17 protein-coding genes and 1 pseudogene are annotated in these 15578 nt (G+C 67.6%); 8 read left to right on the plus strand and 10 right to left on the minus strand.

Translation table 11 applies throughout. The features are described 5' to 3' along the window. Nucleotide 1 precedes the first annotated feature (1 nt). The 6 genes from ACFTSA_RS15265 to ACFTSA_RS15290 form a co-directional block, all read right to left on the minus strand. The gene (locus ACFTSA_RS15265) at nucleotides 2-1336 is read right to left on the minus strand and encodes a TRAP transporter large permease subunit (RefSeq protein WP_377952331.1); all 1335 of its coding nucleotides are present in this window, start codon (nucleotides 1334-1336) and stop codon (nucleotides 2-4) included. 79 nt (nucleotides 1337-1415) lie between these two features. Continuing rightward, complete coding sequence (locus ACFTSA_RS15270; protein ID WP_377952332.1) at nucleotides 1416-2201, minus strand: DUF1932 domain-containing protein; 786 nt, start codon at nucleotides 2199-2201, stop codon at nucleotides 1416-1418. Nucleotides 2202-2216: 15 nt separating this feature from the next. After that, nucleotides 2217-2843 carry an RraA family protein gene (locus ACFTSA_RS15275; RefSeq protein WP_377952389.1) on the minus strand — a complete coding sequence of 209 codons (627 nt, stop codon included), beginning with the start codon at nucleotides 2841-2843 and terminating at the stop codon, nucleotides 2217-2219. Nucleotides 2844-2916: 73 nt separating this feature from the next. After that, nucleotides 2917-3921 carry a tripartite tricarboxylate transporter substrate binding protein gene (locus tag ACFTSA_RS15280; protein ID WP_377952334.1) on the minus strand — a complete coding sequence of 335 codons (1005 nt, stop codon included), beginning with the start codon at nucleotides 3919-3921 and terminating at the stop codon, nucleotides 2917-2919. 53 nt (nucleotides 3922-3974) lie between these two features. Beyond that, complete coding sequence (locus ACFTSA_RS15285) at nucleotides 3975-5477, minus strand: tripartite tricarboxylate transporter permease (protein ID WP_377952335.1); 1503 nt, start codon at nucleotides 5475-5477, stop codon at nucleotides 3975-3977. A gap of 2 nt (nucleotides 5478-5479) precedes the next feature. Beyond that, nucleotides 5480-5983 (minus strand): tripartite tricarboxylate transporter TctB family protein, encoded by a 504-nt coding sequence (locus ACFTSA_RS15290; protein ID WP_377952336.1) that lies wholly within the window; start codon nucleotides 5981-5983, stop codon nucleotides 5480-5482. Between the two features lie 122 nt (nucleotides 5984-6105). Between ACFTSA_RS15290 and ACFTSA_RS15295 the strand changes: the two genes are divergently transcribed. From ACFTSA_RS15295 to ACFTSA_RS15320, 6 genes and pseudogenes are all read left to right on the plus strand, one after another. Continuing rightward, nucleotides 6106-6903: an IclR family transcriptional regulator gene (locus ACFTSA_RS15295; RefSeq protein ID WP_377952337.1), complete on the plus strand. Its 798-nt coding sequence runs from the start codon at nucleotides 6106-6108 to the stop codon at nucleotides 6901-6903. Nucleotides 6904-6925: 22 nt separating this feature from the next. Next, nucleotides 6926-7810, plus strand: coding sequence for an aminoglycoside phosphotransferase family protein (locus ACFTSA_RS15300; RefSeq protein WP_377952338.1), 885 nt, complete (start codon nucleotides 6926-6928; stop codon nucleotides 7808-7810). 77 nt (nucleotides 7811-7887) lie between these two features. Further along, nucleotides 7888-8145: a hypothetical protein gene (locus ACFTSA_RS15305; protein WP_377952340.1), complete on the plus strand. Its 258-nt coding sequence runs from the start codon at nucleotides 7888-7890 to the stop codon at nucleotides 8143-8145. A gap of 47 nt (nucleotides 8146-8192) precedes the next feature. Beyond that, the gene (locus ACFTSA_RS15310) at nucleotides 8193-8597 is read left to right on the plus strand and encodes a VOC family protein (protein WP_377952342.1); all 405 of its coding nucleotides are present in this window, start codon (nucleotides 8193-8195) and stop codon (nucleotides 8595-8597) included. Between the two features lie 78 nt (nucleotides 8598-8675). Beyond that, on the plus strand, nucleotides 8676-9152 hold the full coding sequence (locus tag ACFTSA_RS15315) for a universal stress protein (protein WP_377952343.1): 477 nt from the start codon (nucleotides 8676-8678) through the stop codon (nucleotides 9150-9152). Between the two features lie 82 nt (nucleotides 9153-9234). Beyond that, nucleotides 9235-9509, plus strand: a pseudogene (locus ACFTSA_RS15320) (polyphosphate kinase 2); the annotation flags it as partial. Nucleotides 9510-9532: 23 nt separating this feature from the next. Here the strand turns inward: ACFTSA_RS15320 and ACFTSA_RS15325 are convergent. From ACFTSA_RS15325 to ACFTSA_RS15340, 4 genes are all read right to left on the minus strand, one after another. Next, entirely contained in the window at nucleotides 9533-10207 is a 675-nt protein-coding gene (locus ACFTSA_RS15325; RefSeq protein WP_377952344.1) for a helicase associated domain-containing protein, read from the minus strand. 116 nt (nucleotides 10208-10323) lie between these two features. Next, complete coding sequence (locus tag ACFTSA_RS15330; protein WP_377952345.1) at nucleotides 10324-11253, minus strand: alpha/beta fold hydrolase; 930 nt, start codon at nucleotides 11251-11253, stop codon at nucleotides 10324-10326. A 299-nt stretch (nucleotides 11254-11552) separates the two neighbouring features. Then, on the minus strand, nucleotides 11553-12464 hold the full coding sequence (locus ACFTSA_RS15335) for an NmrA family NAD(P)-binding protein (RefSeq protein ID WP_377952347.1): 912 nt from the start codon (nucleotides 12462-12464) through the stop codon (nucleotides 11553-11555). A gap of 34 nt (nucleotides 12465-12498) precedes the next feature. Further along, nucleotides 12499-13143, minus strand: coding sequence for a VOC family protein (locus ACFTSA_RS15340; protein ID WP_377952348.1), 645 nt, complete (start codon nucleotides 13141-13143; stop codon nucleotides 12499-12501). Nucleotides 13144-13263: 120 nt separating this feature from the next. On the opposite strand from ACFTSA_RS15340, the gene ACFTSA_RS15345 reads away from it, so the two are divergent. Continuing rightward, nucleotides 13264-14481 (plus strand): hypothetical protein, encoded by a 1218-nt coding sequence (locus ACFTSA_RS15345; RefSeq protein ID WP_377952349.1) that lies wholly within the window; start codon nucleotides 13264-13266, stop codon nucleotides 14479-14481. A 32-nt stretch (nucleotides 14482-14513) separates the two neighbouring features. Next, nucleotides 14514-15515, plus strand: a complete 1002-nt coding sequence (locus ACFTSA_RS15350) for a LacI family DNA-binding transcriptional regulator (protein ID WP_377952350.1) — start codon at nucleotides 14514-14516, stop codon at nucleotides 15513-15515. Nucleotides 15516-15578 lie beyond the last annotated feature (63 nt).

Consider the following 15578-nt stretch of genomic DNA (forward strand, 5'->3'; position numbering starts at 1 on the left):
CTTAGATGGGCAAAACGCCGACGGCGATCAGCACGCCGATGGCCAGCAGCGGCAGGGCGTAGAGGACGAACAGGCGGGCAAACGTCTTGTACGGGTCAACGTCGGCGATGCCGCATGCCACGTAGAGCGGGGCGCCGCCCGGCGGGACCGCCGCCTCGCAGGAGGAAAAAACCAGCACGGCGACTGCCGCGGTGGTGGCCGGGACGCCGGCGGCCACCAGGGTGGCCACCCCCACGGTTCCGACGGCGGCCATGGTCGCCGTCGCGGACAGCGGCGCAGCAACGGCGATCACAATAAGGCCGATCAGGATGGCCAGCAGCCACAGCGGCAGGTTGAGCTGGTTCAGCAGTGCCGTCATCTGCTTGGGCAGCCCGGTCGCGGCCAGGGCGTTGGCGCCGGCGAAGGCGAAGACCACCGTGACGCCCACCACGCCGAAACGCGGGGCGGACTGCTGCAGGAAATCCCAGTAGGCCTTCCTGCTGCGCGGCAGTCGCTTCCTTCCCAGGATGAGGCCGGTGATGATCAAGACAACGGGGATCCAGACGATGACGCTGACGGACTTGGTCACGTCCGAGCCCGTCCAGTCGGAGAGGGCGTTGGCGATGGCACCGGAGGTGATGATCAGCGGGACGGCCACCACGACGAACAGGATCATCGTGGCCCAGCCCTGGCCGAAGGCCCGGCGGACGGGTGTCCGGTGCGCCGCATCGAGGGGTGCCATGTTGCTCTTGCGGATCAGCACGTAGGTGACGATCAGGCGGTGCAGGAAGCACCACAGGCCGCCGAGCAGCAGGGGAAGGACGAGGTCGTTGACCTTCAGCAGCGGCCCGACCGTGGTCGATCCCACGAGGACGAACATGGACGCGCTGAACGGGAAGGTGATGCCCATGCCCGCGTTGCCTGCCACGAGCGTTGCCGCGGACGGCTTGTCGAGCCGGGACTTCTCCATCCACGGGATGGTCACCGAGCCCACGGTCGCGGCGATCGCGGCCTGGTTGTGGACCACGCCGCCCAGCCCGGCCGACGCGACGGTGGAGACCCAGGCGGGGCCGCCCTTGACCCCGCCGATAAGCGAGTTCAACAGGTCGATGAGCCGGTCCAGCACCCCCGTCCGCTCCAGCAGATATCCCATGAAGACGAACGCCATCGTGGCATAGACGATCTCATCGGTGATGGCGTCGTAGAATGCGTCCCAGCCGGTCTGGGCGGCGGTACCGGTGAACGGGAGGACAACGAGGAACCCGAGGAGCATCGCTTCGCCGACGCTTCGCTTGATGACAGTCGTCCAGAGCAGGATGACAGCCAGGTAGGCTCCCAAGGCCCAGATGCCGATCATCGGGCTGCTCCTTCGGGGTGTTGGTTTCCTTGCGGGCTCATCGTTGACTCCCTGTTCATTGATTCTGCCTCATGCGCGTTCAGCGCAGGGCGGCCTCCGGTGCCGGTGCCGCAGCGATCCGGGTCAGCGCCGCGGCTGAGGCTTCCGTCATTTCCGCAGGGACGCCGAGTTCGGATAGATACTCCGCGGTGTCCTGCATTTCCCGTGAGCGGCGCAGGGCGTGCTTGGACGTTCCTGCGAGGAACCTGTCGATCACGGCCTGGCCGTCGCCGGCGAGCTGCCGGGAGATCTGCTCCCGGATCCAGCTTTCCAGCCCGGCCGCCCGGCCGGCGGTGACCGCTTCGACCACCACCGATGCCATGCCCTTCATCAGGACGCTACGCAGCAGCTTGTGGGACATGGCCGCCCCCGGCCCGCCGTCGGCGATTTCGACCTCGACACCCAGCGGCGTCAGCAGCTGCGCCACCGCGGCGGATCCGGGACCGCTGGCCATGAGCGGCGTCCTGACGCCGAAGGCGGCGACGGGCCCAAGAATCGCGACGTCGGCAAAGCTCGCCTGGGTGGGCAGCTGGCCGAGCTCCTGCATCACAACAGGGGACGACGACGTGAAGTCCGCGTAGGTGCTGCCCGCCGGGAGCACCGGCAGGCAGTCCTTGGCGACGCTGCGGGCAGCGGCCGCGCCGGTGAGCACCAGGACGATCTCGGCGCCTTCGCAGGCTTCCGCGGCCGTGGCTGCCCGCTTCGTTCCCGCCGGGGTGGCAGTGGCTACTGGATCAAACCCGGTGACCTGGTGGCCTGCCGCGGCGAGTGCTTCCGCGTAGGCCGCACCTGCCTCGCCCAGGCCAATGATGGTGCACTTTGTCATGAAACTCTTCCTTACTTACTGGCCGCGGGCGGCGATGATCGAGGCCCGGCGGTTGGTTTCGTCGGCGAAGACCGCTTCGGCGGCATCCGCCACGGCCTCGGCCCGTCCGCCCGGGATGACGACGACGCCGTCGGAGTCGCCGATGATGATGTCGCCGGGCAGGACGGGAACGCCGCCGAAGGCGACGGGGCCGCCGAGCCGGTGCGGCCCGTTTTTGTACGGTCCGGCCGGGGTGACGGCCCGGGCGAAGACCGGCATGCCGATCTCGCCGAGGGCCTCGGCATCACGGGCTGCACCGTCGAGGGCAAAGCCCGCGATGCCGAGGTTGATGGCGCGCTCGCCGATCAGCTCGCCCAGGAGGGCGCGGGACTCGTCGCCACCGCCCGAGACCACGATGACGTCCCCCGGCTTGGCCAGCTTCAGTGCTTCGTGGATGCCCTGGTTGTCCCCGGGACGGGTCCAGACGGTGAAGGCGGGCCCGGCGATTTTCGCCCCGGGCCAGATTGCCTGGATCGCGGAGTCGGCGACGCCCAGCCGGTCCATGGCGTCACCGATGTTCGCGGCGGGCAGCTTGGCCAGCCTGTCGATCAGTTCCTGGTCCGGGCGGGTGGGGGAGGTGTCCTGAAGGGCGGGGGTGGTCATGGCGGTGTCTTCCCTGGTGGTGTTGGTGGGGGCTGGGAGGGTCATGCGCGGTCGGACTGGTCCTTTTCCTCGGCTAGTCCTTCTTCTGAACCAGCGGCAGGACCTTCTTGAAGTCCTCTTCCTGTCCTGCCCAGAACGTTTGGTAGTCCTTGCCGGAGAGGTAGCTGGTCTGCAGGCCGAGGTCGTTCATCTTCTTGACGACCTCCGGGTCCTCGATGGCCTTCTGCAGGGCGGCCTCGAGCTTCTTGGCGACGGCGTCCGGCAGTCCGGCGGGGGCGGAGTAACCGCGGGCAGTGCCGGCTTCGACGTCGTACCCGCTTTCCTTGAACGTGGGGACGTCCGGCAGCGACGGGGACCGCTCGGCGGTCATGATGCCCAGGACACGGGCCTTGTTCTGTTTGGTCAGATCGGTGACGTCGCTGACGTTGGCGACGAGGACGTCCACGTGCTTGCCGAGGAACGCCGTGGTGGCCTGGGAGGCTCCCTCGGAGAAGTGGACCGGGGCGAACTCGGCGCCGGTGGTTTCCAGGATCTGGGCCAGTGCGAAGTGCTCGCCGGTCTGCAGGCCGGTGGTACTGGCGGTGAGGGACTTGGGCTTGGCCTTGACTGCGTCGAGCAGCTCCTTCAGCGTCTTGTACGGGCTGTCCGGCTGGACGGCGATGACGGCGGGGTCAATGACCTGGCGGCCCAGCGGCTGGAAGCTGGCGCGGGTGTACTTGGCGCCGCGGGCCGGGTCCAGCGGGGACACGACGACGGACGGTGAACCGGTGGCGCCAATGGTGTAGCCGTCCGGCTTGGCGCTGGTCAGCTGGGTGTAGCCGATCTGGCCGCCGGCGCCCGGCTTGTTGATGACCTCGACGTTGGTGCCGAGTTCCTTTTCCAGCACGGGCTGGACCAGGCGGGCTGCGGTGTCCACTGCGCCGCCTGAGGAGAAGGCGACGATGAGGTCAATGCTCTTGCCCTTCTTCGGGAAGTCGTCCCCGGAGGATGCTGAGGTGGCGCCGGCGTTGGCGCCGCATCCGGTGAGGGCGAGCAGGGCCGCTGCGGCGATGGCCGCGGTTACTTTCTTGCGTGACATGTGTCTTCTCCTTCGAAGAGGTTGGTGGGTTGTTGAAGGTGGCTCGGGTTGGTTTACGCTTCGGGGTCCTCGGTGAGGGCCTTGGGCTTGCGGAACTTGAGCAGCGGGCTGCAGATGATCAGCACGCCCAGGCCGATCAGCACCGCGGAGATGGGGCGGTTGAGGAACACGCTGAAGTCGCCCTGGGAGATCTCCAGCGATTCGCGCAGCGAGCGTTCCATCAGCGGACCCAGGACCAAGGTGAGGACCATCGGGGCCAGCGGGATGTCGAGGTGCCTCAGGGCCAGGCCGAGGAGTCCGAAGCCGATCATGACGAAGACGTCGAAAACGCTGAAGTTGATGGTGTACGCGCCGATGACCATGAACAGCAGGATCAAGGCTGTCAGGATTGGAGCGGGGACGCGCAGGATCGAGGTCCAGAGGCCGACCAGGGGGACGTTCAGCAGTAGCAGGAGCACGTTACCGATGAACAGGCTGGCGATGATCGCCCACGCGATCTCTGAGTGTTCGGTGAACAGGCTGGGTCCGGGAGTCAAACCCTGCTGGAGGAAGGCCCCCATGAGGACGGCGATGGTGGGCGAGGCGGGAATGCCGAGGGTGAACAGCGGGATAAGCGCGGCGTTGGCGTGGGCGTTGTTGGCCGTTTCCGGTCCGGCAACACCTTCGACGGCACCTTTTCCGAGCTCATGGCGGAAGCGCGAGAACTTCTTTTCGGAGGCATAGGACAGCAGGGAGGACACCGATCCGGTCATTCCCGGGATCAGGCCCAGGCCGAAGCCGACGCCGGTGCCGCGGGCCATGGCCGGCGCGCTGCGGCGCCATTCGGTCCGCGAGGGGAAGAGCGAACGGAAGCCGGGTGCGTGGACCAGGGGAGTCTCGGCGTTCTTCCGGTAGGAGAGGATTTCGGAGAGGCCGAAAACGCCAACGATGACGGCCACGAAGCTCAGACCGTCCAGGAGCCGGTCCATGCCGAAGGTGAAGCGGGGCGCGCCGGCGACGGGGTCAATGCCGACCATGGAGATCAGCAGGCCCAGGGCTCCGGAAATCAGGGCCTTGACCATGGATTTTCCTGCTAGAGCGACCAGCAGTGAGATGCCGACAACCATGAGCGCGAAGAACTCCGGCGGACCGACGAGCAATCCGAGTTCGCCCAGCGGTTTGGCGGCCACGACGAGCCCCACGGTGGCGATGGTGCCGCCGATGAATGAGCCCACAGCGGCCAGCGTCAGTGCGGCTCCGGCCCTGCCGAGCTTGGTCATGGCATAGCCGTCGATGGTGGTGATCGCCGATGAAGCCTCACCGGGCGTGTTCAGCAGGACACTGGTGATCGTGCCGCCGTATTGGGTGCCGTAGAAAATCGCGCACAGCATGATGATTGAGCCGGCGGGGTCAAGGTTGAGGGTCAGCGGGATCAGCAGGGCGACGCCGGCCACCGGGCCCACGCCGGGCAGGACGCCGATGATGGTGCCGAGGAGGCATCCGAGCAAGGCGAATATCAGGTTCTGCCACGTCATGGCGGTGGCAAAGCCGCCCAGCAGTTCGTTGAGGGTGTCCATGTCTAGAGTCCGATCAGGTTCAGGACGGGAATGGATGAGACAGGCAGGGCCACGTTCAGGCCGTAGTTGAAGGCGTAGAAGGCTCCGACGCTCCCGGCCAGCGCTGTCAGCAGGGCGGTCAGCCAGCTCCTCTTCCCCCGGATCTTCAGATGGAACATCAGGAAGAGGAACATGCTCAGCTGGAAGCCGAGCAGATCCAGCACTGCTGCGAGCAGCACGAGGCTGACGACAACGGCGAGTACCAGGCCGCCGTCGGCCCCCTCACCGGCGGCGCTGGGCTTCTTCAGCTCCTGAAGCAGCCACAGAACCGCCATCGACGCGAGCACCGCGCCCATGGCGAACGGGAACAGCCCCGGGCCGGGACCCAGGGAGGTCCACAGGCCCAGGCCCACCGAGCTCACAAGTACGTAGACGCCCAGTGCCGCGAAAGCGGCGATCCCCGCGAGGACGCTGCGCGCGGGCCTCGTCCGGGCGGGGGACTGGGTCATGGTCGACTCCGTTGTCATCAAAATTGCCTTCCAATTGCTTTCATAGAATGAAAGTCTCTTACGTCAGAAGAAATAGTGACACGGCCCACAGACCCTGTCAAGCGGCGTGAGTGGGAGAAGAAGTTACATAGAATGAAAGAATGACGGTCACCAATGCGCAGCCGGGCACTGCGGCAGACGACGGCGGCAAGCCCTCCAACATGCGCTCGCTGTCGCGCGCGATGGAAGTGTTCGCGGAGCTGCAGCGGGCCGACCGGCCCCAGCGCCTCAGCGATCTTGCGAGGAACTGCGGCATGAGTCTGCCCACCACGCTGCGCATCCTGCGGGTGCTGCAGGACTTCGGCATGGTCAGCCAGACGGATAAGACGTACCGGATCGGGCCGGCGGTGCTGCCCGCGGCGCGCAGCTATATCGAGAACGATCCCCTCGTGACCGCGTCCCGCCCTGTGCTCCAGCAGGTGGCCGCGCAGACCGGCATGACGGCGTCCCTCTACACCCGCCTCGGCTTCGAGCGCATCCTGGTGGCCCGTGTCGACGGTGACGCCCCGCTCCGATATGACATGCCCCTGGGCAAGCGGCTGCCCCTCACGGTCGGCGCGGCGGGCAAGATCCTGCTGGCGGGCGCGCCCGACGAACATCTCCAGGAAGTGGTCCGGGGGGCGGTGGCGGCCGGACATGAGGAGCCCACCTTCAGTCTGGCCGAGCTCAAGAGCCGCCTGCCCGAGCCGGGAACGGACTACGCCTATTCGGCCGACGAACGCGCCACCGGCGTGCTCTCGGTTGCGATCGCCATCAACAGGTCCGGGCTACCCAGTGAATCGATGGCGCTGACCAGTCCCGTGGAAGCAGCCACCGAGGACGGGTTAAAGGCGGCCGTGCCCGAACTGCGCCGCGCTGCCGCCCGGCTCGCGGAACTGCTTGAAGGCGCCGTCTACTAAAGCAGGAAAGGCGGAAATCCCGATGGCAGGAATGCCGCCGCCCACAGTGGAGGTGAGTGCCGCCGTCGTCCATGCCCTCATCCGGGACCAGCGGCCCGACCTTGCCGGCCGCCCCGTGGTGCGCGTGGCCAACGGGTGGGACAACGCGACCTTCCGGCTCGGTGTCGATCTGGCGGTCCGGCTGCCCCGCCGGGACGAGGCCGTGCCGTTGATCCTGCACGAGCAGCGTTATCTCCCCGGCATCGCCAGCCGGTCCCCGGTTCCGGTTCCCCTGCCCATCCATGCCGGCCGGCCGGCGCCGGACTTCCCCTGGCCGTGGAGCATCGTGCGGTGGGTTCCCGGGACCGCCGCGGTGGACGCCGGACCGGCGGGCCGCGCTCACGCCGTCGAAGGCCTGGCCGAGTTTCTGATGGCCCTTCATGTACCCGCCGACGCCGGTGTCCCGGTGAATCCTGTCCGCGGGGTGCCGCTGCCGGGCCGTGGGGCGGCGGTGCTGGAAAGGCTCAGGGACCGGGAGCGCTACCCGCAGGCAGCAGAGCTGAAGGCGGTGTGGGCGCGGGCCTGCGCAGCCCCCGCCTGGGATGGTCCGGCGATGATGCTCCACGGCGATCTGCATCCGGCCAACATTCTGCTGGCCGCCAACGGGTCGCTGGCCGGCGTGATCGACTTCGGCGATGTCGGGGCAGGGGATCCCGCCGTCGATCTCGCCGCCGGCTGGTTAATGTTCGACGCCGGCACGCGGCAGCGCTTCATCGACGCCTTCGGCCCCGCAGTGGACCGGGACACCTGGGCGCGCGCCCGGGGCTGGGCCCTCGTCCTGTCCACCGCCATGCTGAGCAACTCCGACGACAATCCGAGGATGTCTTCGGTGGGGGAGTTCGGCATCCGGCAGGTCCTGGCGGGCTGAGCGGCGTTCACCCGCCGCCTTATAACGAGTTGATAAGGCTGCTTATTATTTCTCCGGAACCACCCTACACTTGTTGCATGGAACCGCTGGTGTCGATCATGTTGGTGTTCGCGGTGGCGCTGCTTTGGCTCGTTGTTCCGGTGATGTTGCTCTCGAGGATCAACCGGGACGCGCGGCGGGCCGTGAGGCAGCAACGGAAGGCGCTGCGCATGAAGGAGCGCCAGAACCACAAAAACCATGTCCCAAGGCGGGCTGTTCTGGCCCGGAAGCGTGGGCTCAAAGCTGCACGGCGCCGTTCCGAGTCGAAGCCGCCGGCGCTCCCGTCCTCTAGCTGAGCCTGAGCTATGTGTGTCCGGTGGGCGGTCGGCGGTAGGGTGGGCGCATGGAGATGCGCCTCGAAGTTGTGCAAGTGCCGGTAGCCGACGTTGACGCGGCGAAGTCGTTCTACGTGGAGAAGCTGGGCTTTGTCCTGGACCACGACGTGGAGCACGTCCCCGGCATGAGGGTGGTGCAGCTGACCCCGCCCGGTTCCGCTGCCTCGATCGTCATCGGCACTGGCATGACCGGCATGGCACCGGGGAGCCTGGAGGGGCTGCAGCTCGTAGTGCCCGACATTGACGCTGTACGCGCCGAACTTCTGGACCGCGGCGCTGGCATCAGCGAGGTCCAGGACATGGGCGGGGTGCAGTTCGCCTTCCTCAGCGACCCGGACGGCAACCGCTGGGTCCTTCAGGGCGCAACCGCTCCGGAAGTCAAGGGAGCGCACCTGGATTCGGCCGCTTCGTAGCGGCGAGGCGCCATCACGACTCTTCTAACCTGCTTGCGCCATGGGTGATATTTCCTTCGACCGGGACGTAGGGTCCGCGTGGACACAGGTCCCCTGATCGTTGGCGTGCCATGGGACCCGCTGCCGCGGCTGATTGCGTATGCAGCCGAACTCGCTGACGGGCTGGGCGTGCACCTCGTCTGTGCCTTCGTGGACCCGTCCGGGTACCTGGCCGAATTCGACGCCGCGCGCACGAAGACGGCGGGCTCAATCGACCCGCAGCCCAACGGGGAGTCCCTGTTCCCGGTAACGGAGGTACGGTCGGCGCTGCAAGCCGTCTTGGGCGCGCCGGGGGAAACCTGGTCTCTCCGCGTGCTGAACGGGTCAGTCCCGGAGGCACTGGTACGGCTGGCTGACAGCGCCGGAGCCTCTGCCATCGTCGTCGGAGGCCCCCGGTATGGCGCACGCGCCAGCTTCAGCAGGCTGCTGGAACGGTCCGTATCTGGCCGTCTCATGCGCATCCAGCGCCGCCCGGTGATTGTTGTCCCGGCCCCGTCCCGGGAGTCCCGGCCCTAACCTCGGTATCTGGATGTCCCCGAACCACGTAATAGCCGCGGCCCTCCCGGTGCCGCCTGCAGCCCTGTCGCCAAGGGCGCTGCACCTTCCGACGCCGGGCGAGATCGTGATGTTCGTCCGCTCCTGGCACAACCGCGCACCGTGGAACGCGTCATGGGTTTCTGCACGGACGAGGATTACGGCAGCTTCATGTGGCAGGTCCCGGAGTTCGAGAAGATGCTGGTGGACTCCGGCGTCCACCTGAACAAGTCCTGGTTTTGCGTGACCCGCCGCGAGCAGCGCACGCGCTTCGCGATCCGCCAGATCGACCCCGTCCAGCGCTGGAAACTCTCGCCCATGGACCTGACATCACGGGACAGTGAATTCCGGCCGCACACCGGTCAGGTGGTCCCGCCGTCTGGCGGCGAAGCTTCGGCAGGTGCCTTGCGGCCGGTCTGCCATCCCGGCAGGGCGGCGTCCAGTTCGTCTGCCCGTGCGGAGGGCAGGTCCCCGTGGCGGAATTTGTACCGTTGGTTGCGCAGCCACCCGCCGAGTTCCTTTTCCAGCCCGGTCACACCGGGCGTGGTGCGGGGCCAGGGATTCCCCGCCGCCAGATAGGCGGCCAGCTGCTGCAGGTGGTCCTGCCATTTCTCGTCCTCCCTGGCCTCGCGGGGCTTGCGCCGCCAGTCAGGCAGCACTGAAAGGCCCGCCTCGATCACAGGGTTCAGGATGCCGGCATCCGCATCACGGCGTCGGCGGCGCAGCCATTGAGCGAGTTCCCGTTCTGCCTTGTCCTCGGCGTTGCGGGAGGGGTAGCGTCCTGTTGCCTCGACCATGGCGAGCAGCTGATACAGGCGCTTGATGCCGGGCGCCGCTTGGCTGGTCGCCGCTGCGGCTGCTGCCCGGTGGTCCGTTCTCAGGCCGGGCTCCGCGGCCTTGGCAGCCTCGAGGTGGGACGTGACGGCGGAGACCTTGACCCGCGCCAGTTCGGCGATTTTCTTCCGGGACATGCCCCTGCGGTACAGCAGGGTCCACTCCGGATGCGCATCCTCGGAGCCCTTTGCATCGAGAACCATTGGCCAAGGATAGCCAGCGGAACCTCGTGCCGGACCTGGTTTCCCCAACCATTCATCCACCCTTCATCTTGACCCCAGGGACGGTGAGGAAAGGCAGCCGGCTGACGGCTTGAGCCTCACGTAGACCGAAGGGCATCGAGCAGCCGCTGCACAATTGCAGGCTGTTCGATGTTGGCGAAATGGCCGCAATCCGGGATCGCTTCCAACCAGACGTGCGGGACGAGGTCAACCAACCGGGAAAAGTCAGACGCCGGCGTGAACACGTCGCTGTCCCCGCGCGTCGCCAGCACCGGACAACGGATGGCGCACCACTGGCCAAAGTCATAGTCCGCGGCAGCCCGGACGGCTGCGGCGAAGCTTGCTGGCCGGGCATCGGACGCAAGCCCGCGGATCACGTGGCGGGGGACGGCTGACAGGTCGGCGAACAGCGGCGACAGCACCAGCCCCATCAGCGGCGTGGCGCCGGTTGCCCTGATCAGTGCCGACCCCGATGGGCCCAAGGCTGCCATGGAGCGCATGGCCAGCAGCATCCCGACAAACGCAGGGAACCCGAACAGGCTTCGCAGCGGACCCCGCGCCGCCTCGGCCACCGCGAACGTGGTGGGAGAAATGGCTGCAACCCTGGCAACCCGATCCGGCCACTTCGCGGCCAGGTGAAGTGCCAGGAAGCCGCCCATGGAATGGCCCACCAGGCTCCAGCGCCGGTAGCCGAGGGAGTCCAGTATTCCGACGACGGCGCGCCCCATCGCTTCGACGCTGAGCTCCTCCGGACGGGCGCCCGCCGTGGATTCACCCCAGCCGGGCAGGTCGATGAGCACGCGGTCAATGTCCGGCACCTTGGACAGCAGCGGCTGGAAGGTGGTCCACGATCCCGCGGCGCCGTGCAGGTAGACCGTCGCTTCGCTGGTCGCCGCTTGCAAGCCCTGCTGGACACGCACGGTGACGGGACCCAGCTCCGTAGACACCTCGCGCCGCTCCAGCGCTGATGCTCCGGACCGGGCGGTTTCCTGCTGAATCAAGGCGTCCTGCTGAATGCTTACGGTCATCTGCTGCTCCTGTGGCTCTGAAAAGCATTCGGAACACCGGGAGGGCCGGATGGGAACCAGCGCATCACCGGCTTCCCTGGCTGGTCCGAACAGGATCCCGGCAGGATCACCGTGCCAACCCTGATGCCCGGCTGCTGATCGTGCCCGGCGGCCACGGCACCTACCTCGGCGAACCCGCCACCAGCAACGGCGACCTGCAGCCCATGCTCGCGGCCCTCCCGTTCCCGGACGCACAGGCGAGAGAGAACGACGGCGGAACTTCCCGCCGTCGTCCGTTCCGTTTGAGATTCGGCCAGCTGCTACTTCCGGACGGTGTGCCCGAGGCCGGTCAGAAGCCGGGCCACGGCGTCCTCCGCTGTAGGAGGAGGGACAAAGACCTCGTGTTGGCGGGTGGTGTCGGCGACGTACTTGCCGGTCTGGAACCAGTCGATCATGGCGCTCATGTCCCTGGCCAAGGGAACCGCAGGTCCGAGGACCCTGCCGGCCGTACGCAGGAGGCCCGCCGGGATGGAGCGGACCCTGATGCGCTCGCCGAGGAGGCGGCCGGAAATGTCCGCGATTTGGTGCATGGACACCGGGCGGTCCCAGCCGATGTCGATCCGCGTTCCGGGCGCCGCGTCCGCGTCGACGGCGGCTGCCAGGTACCCGGCGAGATCGGACATCAGAACGAAGGTCATCGGAACCTGGTCGGAGCCGAACCACGTCAGCCGTCGCTTCGCGAACGGGTCACCGCCGAACCGGGCGACCTGATCAAGGAAGGCGCCCGGACGGAGCGCCACAAACGGCACGTGCTGTTCCTCCAGCCGGTCCTCGGCAAGCCTCTTGTGCCAAAAATGCGGCACGCCGGGCGTCTGGTCGCACGTGAGAATACTGGTGAGGACGAACCTGCGAACGCCGGCGCGGGCGGCGGCGTCCGCGAGGTTGGCGTTGCCGGTGATGTCAATGTCTGCGGTGTCACCTTTGCTGTGCCGTGTGTACCCGGCCGCCGTGGTGATGACCGCGTCCGAACCCTCCATGCCGCGGAGCAGGGATTCCGGATCCATCATGTCCCCGCGGACAACTTCCACCCCGCCGCGTTGGAGCCCGGCAGCGTCCGAACCGGGACGGACCAACGCCCGTACCTTCTTGCCGTTGGCCTGCAGGGCGGAAACCACCTTGCCGCCCAGCATGCCGGTGCCGCCCACGACCAGTACTGGACCCTCGTTACTCATTGTGTTTCCTTACTGCTTGGTGGACGGGTGAGCATCAGTCGCGTCCCTGCCACGTGCAGATATCCACCACGTTCCCCTCGGGGTCGATGAGGGATACCCACGCGGGCGCGTAGCGGTCGCCCAGGACGCGGCCGCCGGCGGCAACGACCGCGTCGATGCGCGCCTGCGCCTGGTCATGCGGGACCGAGACGTCCATGTGGATCCGGTTGCGCGGCGGGACGAACTCCTTGTCCTGGAACCACGCGGGCGGCCCGATGAGGTTGGGTTCGATCAGGTCCTCGTCCCCGACGGCGACATAGCCCAGAGCCGCCCGCCAGAACTCCATGATGGCCGGCCGGTCGGCGGCGTCAAAGGCGAGCTGCACATGCTGCACGGCCGACGGGTCCGATTTAAGGCCCAGCCGGGCGGCTACGCCGGAGATGCTGCGGGCCAGCTCGAGGTCGCGGTCGCTCAGCCCCACGCCGGGCGTGATGACCTGGACAGTGACGGTGTCCGGCCTGAGGTCCACCAGCGGGGCGTGGCCGAGTGATTCGGCAACGTCCGCGATCCCGGAAACAAACCGGGCGCCGGTGGCGAAGTCGCCGGTTTCGTACAGGGTTTTCGCACCCCAGAAGAGCACGCGCCACTCCGCGACGCCGTCGGCGGATGAGAAGTCTGCATCGGAAATCGCGGTTGCCATGCCCCCACTATTCGGACTCCGGAGCCGCCGGTCAATGGGTCCTGTCCCGGTAACCAGTAGGCTTCTTCCGGCTGGCTTTACGCCGACGCATCATTGGGAAATCTGCTGGGGGAAAATTTCATGAAGTACCGCTGGGCCACGTTCACCGCCGTTTTCGGCGCAATCCTGGGCCTGGCCGCGGAGCCGGCTGTGGCGGCACCTGACGAGGCAATCCACGCCGTAGGCATCCCGGTCCGCGTGGCCATTGCCGCCGACGGCACGGCCTACCTCGGCAATTACGGCCAGGGCGGCGGTGTCTTCGTGGTTCCCGCCGGTGCCTCCAGGGCGTCCCGCACCATCAGCACGGGAGGCCACCGGACCACGGGGCTCGCGCTCGGACCGGACGGCACGCTCTACGTGGCCACGGCGGACGACGCCGATCAGAACGTCGTCGGCGTTGTCCCGGCAGGAGACGCAGCCATGGCACGGACCATGCCGGTGTCCTCCGGGCTTCACCCGCTCGCCGCCGGACCCGACGGCACGGTGTACGTCGCCAACCCCGCGGGGAACACCGTCTCCGTCATTGCGCCGAACGGGACAGCGGTGGACCGGACCATCAAAATCGGTGCGGGCCCCGCGGAGGTAGCCGTGGCCAAGGACGGAACCGCGTTCGTGACCAACCAGACCGCCGGCACCGTCTCTGTGATCCCGGCCGGGGCGGACGCCGTCTCGACGACCATCGACATGGTCTCGGACACCGGAACCTCGCAGGAGCCGCACGGCATCACCGCCGGCCCCGACGGAACCGTCTATGTAGCCAACATCAAGTCCAGCGACATCGCGGTCATCAAACCCGGCGCCGGCACCGTGGCTGAACGGATCTTCGTCGAGGGCGGCCCGCAGGACGTGGCCATCGCAGCGGACGGCTCGCTGTACGTGACGAGCCTGCTGACCCAGAAGCTGTCCGTCATCCGTCCGGACGCTACGGACGTGTCGGGATCCCTCCCCACCGACGGCGGCCCGGGTCACCTGGCGGTGGCCCCGGACGGCTCGGTCATCGTGATCAGCCCGGGAACCGGTGCCGACGGCGGCTCGGTGTCCCGGTTCAGCGCAGCATCCATGGCAGCGGCGTCGCAAGGTTCGAAGGCGGCAACGCCACCTGCGTCCGCAGCGCCGGCTGCCGTCCCGGCCAGTGAAGCCGCGGCCCAGCCATCCTCCGGCTCGTGGAACGCTCTCCCCGCCGTTGCCGGCGGGGTGGCGGCCGCCGTCGTCGGCGTCGTTGGTTGGATTCTGGTGAACGCCCGACGCCGGAGGGTCGGGCTGGCTGCCGGCGCCGGCCAGGCGACTAGCGGGCTGTAACATCGTTCACATCCGTCATTGAAAGGGGAGCAGTGCGCGCAACGGTCAAGGACGTCGCGCGCCGCGCCGGGGTTTCACCCAAGACCGTCTCGAACGTGATGAACGGTGTGGTGCAGGTCAGCGAAGCCACGCGGCTCAAGGTGGAGCAGGCCATCCACGAACTCGACTACGTGCCCAATCTCTCCGCCCGCGGCCTGCGCAACGGCAGGTCCGGCGTCATTGCCCTGGCGCTGCCGGACCTGGCCACCCCCTACTCTGCCGAGATCGCGCACCACGTGGTGGAGGTGGCCCACGAGCAAGGCTGGAGCGTCCAGATCGAGGAAACCGGATCCGATCCCCGGCGGGAATACGAACTAATGTCCCGGGCGCGGTCCAACCTCATCGACGGACTGATCCTCAACCCCGTGGTGCTGGACGAGACCGCCGTCAAAGTGGGGGTCTCCCTGCCGCCGGTGGTCCTGCTGGGCGAGGTGTCCCAACAGTTGGCAGACCGGGTGTGGGTGGACAGCGTTGCCGCCGCCCGCGACATGACCCTGGCACTGGCACGGACCGGCCGCCGTCGCATTGCCGTGCTGGGAACTGCCGAAGGCCGGCACGCGGCAGCGGCAGTTCTGCGCACCCGCGGCTACCAGACCGCGCTCGAGGAACTCGGCATCAGCCGCGACGATTCGCTGCTTATCCCCTGCGAGAAGTGGACGCCCCAGGCGGCGGCCGATGCGCTCGCTTCGTATCTGGACGCGCACCCGCTCCCGGAGGCACTGTTCTGCTTCACCGACTCCATGGCCATCGGTGCGCTCAGCGTGCTCTGGAAGCGGGGAATCAGGGTCCCGGACGACGTCGCAGTGGCCGGCTTCGACGACATCGCCGACGGGCAGTATGCCGTGCCGTCTCTCACCACCGTTTCCTTCGACAAGCGCCAGGTGGCAACCGAGGCGCTACGCCTCCTCACCGAGCGGATGGCGGACCGGGCCGGCGGCCAGCGGGTGGTCACGGTGGACTACAGGATCGTTGAGCGGGACAGCACCGGGCCTTAGGGGAAACTGCCGCTAAACGAGACTGCCGCATCGGATTGTTGGCGCTAACAATTTTTCCTTGTG

Source organism: Arthrobacter sp. NPDC057013 (assembly GCF_042674585.1).
Lineage (GTDB): Bacteria > Actinomycetota > Actinomycetes > Actinomycetales > Micrococcaceae > Arthrobacter.